Raw genomic sequence first — 1790 nt, 5'->3', positions numbered from 1 at the left:
GATTTATATGATGTATTACCCGTATTACAACAATTACGAACGAAACTTTCAAAAGAAGAAGCAAGTTCTTTATTTCGAAAAATGAAAGAAGAAAATTATAAACTACTTTCATTATGTAATGAAAATGATGAAGTTGTTTGTCTTGCTGGTGTAGCGATTTGTACGAATTTTTATAATGAGAAACATGTTTTCGTATATGACCTTGTAACTGCAGAAGCCCACAGATCAAAAGGGTATGGTAAAGTTCTTCTGTCATATATAGAAAAATGGGGAATAGAAAAAGGTTGCAGTTCTATCGTTCTTACATCAGCGTTTCCAAGAGTTGATGCGCATCGTTTTTATGAAAGAGAAGGGTATGATAAAGTAAGTTATTCTTTTTATAAAGAGTTATAATATTAAATAGGTTCTGTGTGTAAAAACATATGGAACCTATTTTTTATTTAGATAAGAGCTATGAAAAGGTCTAATGATGTATTTTGTCGAATAGATTCTAGAAAATAATAAGGTGATATGGAATTTAGAGAATGTTAGGAGCGTTTATACGTGGAAAAAATAAAGAAATTAGTAATCCCTAATAATGTTAGAGTGATCGTAATATCGGATATCCATGGAGAATTAAAACTCTTTAAGGAACTATTACATAAGGTGAATTTTAAAGAAGAGGACTATTTAATTATTAATGGTGATCTTTGTGAAAAAGGAAGAGATAGCATCGGTGTAGTCAACTACGTAAAGGATCTTGTAGAGAACAATTCAAATGTTCATGTTGTTGAAGGAAATTGTGAAGTCGTAGTTGAAGCGATTGTAAATGAGAACCCTGCGCTAATTAATTATTTATGTACGAGAAAAAATACAATATTTAATGAATGGTTAGAGCAATTGAACGTTTCCGTTAATGAAGAGACTGATATTCGTGTAGCGAAAAATATATTAATGAGTCATTTTTCAAAAGAAATAAAGTGGTTAACAAAATTGCCAACTGCTATTGAAACAGAGGATTATATCTTTGTGCATGCAGGGCTTGAAGATAGAGTAGATTGGAAAGAAACAGAGCGGAAAAATGCGATAGCAATGCCGGAGTTTTATAATAAATCACATAGAACAAATAAGTATGTAGTAGTTGGGCATTGGCCTGTTGTGAATTATTCTGAAGAAGCGCCGTCTAACAATCCAGTTATTGATAAGGAGAAAAAAATTATTGCAATTGATGGAGGAAATGCGATTAAAGAGGCAGGGCAATTAAACGCATTTATCATTCAGAGGACACCTAAAGGTGATGCGTTTTCTTATACATATGTAGACTATTTTCCGGAGTATGAAGTAATAGCAAATTTTAATGCGGATTCAGAAATGCATGGCGGGGTTACATATCCGTATTATTACATAGAGCCTGTGGAGAGAATGAAAGATTTTACTATATGTAAACAAATAGAAACAAATGAACTACTTCATGTGAAAAATGAGTATATAAAGCAACTTGAATCAGGTGAGTATACAGTGAAAACGGATATTTCTTGTGCCCAAATAGGCGTTAGAAAAGGGGATATTGTTTCTGTCATTGATGGTAGCTGCATGGGATATGATTTAATAAAAAAAGACGGTGTAGAAGGCTGGATAGAGAAAGGGATTCTACTTGAGATAGAAAAGAAGGGAAATAAAATATTTAGCTAAAATAGGAGGGATATAGCCTCCTATTTTTTATTAACTATGTTACGAGTTCGTACTTCATCTGAATTTTTCCGAAGTTCCGTTTCTAAATTAAACTCGAAAAAATTAGCGAACTAACATAA

Annotated in this window: 2 protein-coding genes; both read left to right on the top strand. The window is 32.2% G+C overall.

Annotated features, from left to right (window positions below):
- Positions 1–393, top strand: a 393-nt coding sequence (locus tag AB3X48_RS21815) for a GNAT family N-acetyltransferase (RefSeq protein ID WP_367959938.1), incomplete at its 5' end; no start/stop codon positions are given.
- A 150-nt stretch (positions 394–543) separates the two neighbouring features.
- Entirely contained in the window at positions 544–1671 is a 1128-nt protein-coding gene (locus AB3X48_RS21810; protein WP_088098993.1) for a metallophosphoesterase, read from the top strand.
- Positions 1672–1790 lie beyond the last annotated feature (119 nt).

This window comes from Bacillus sp. S4, from assembly GCF_040838205.1.
GTDB classification, from domain to species: domain Bacteria; phylum Bacillota; class Bacilli; order Bacillales; family Bacillaceae_G; genus Bacillus_A; species Bacillus_A cereus_U.
This window is presented reverse-complemented; position numbering and strand designations above follow the sequence as displayed.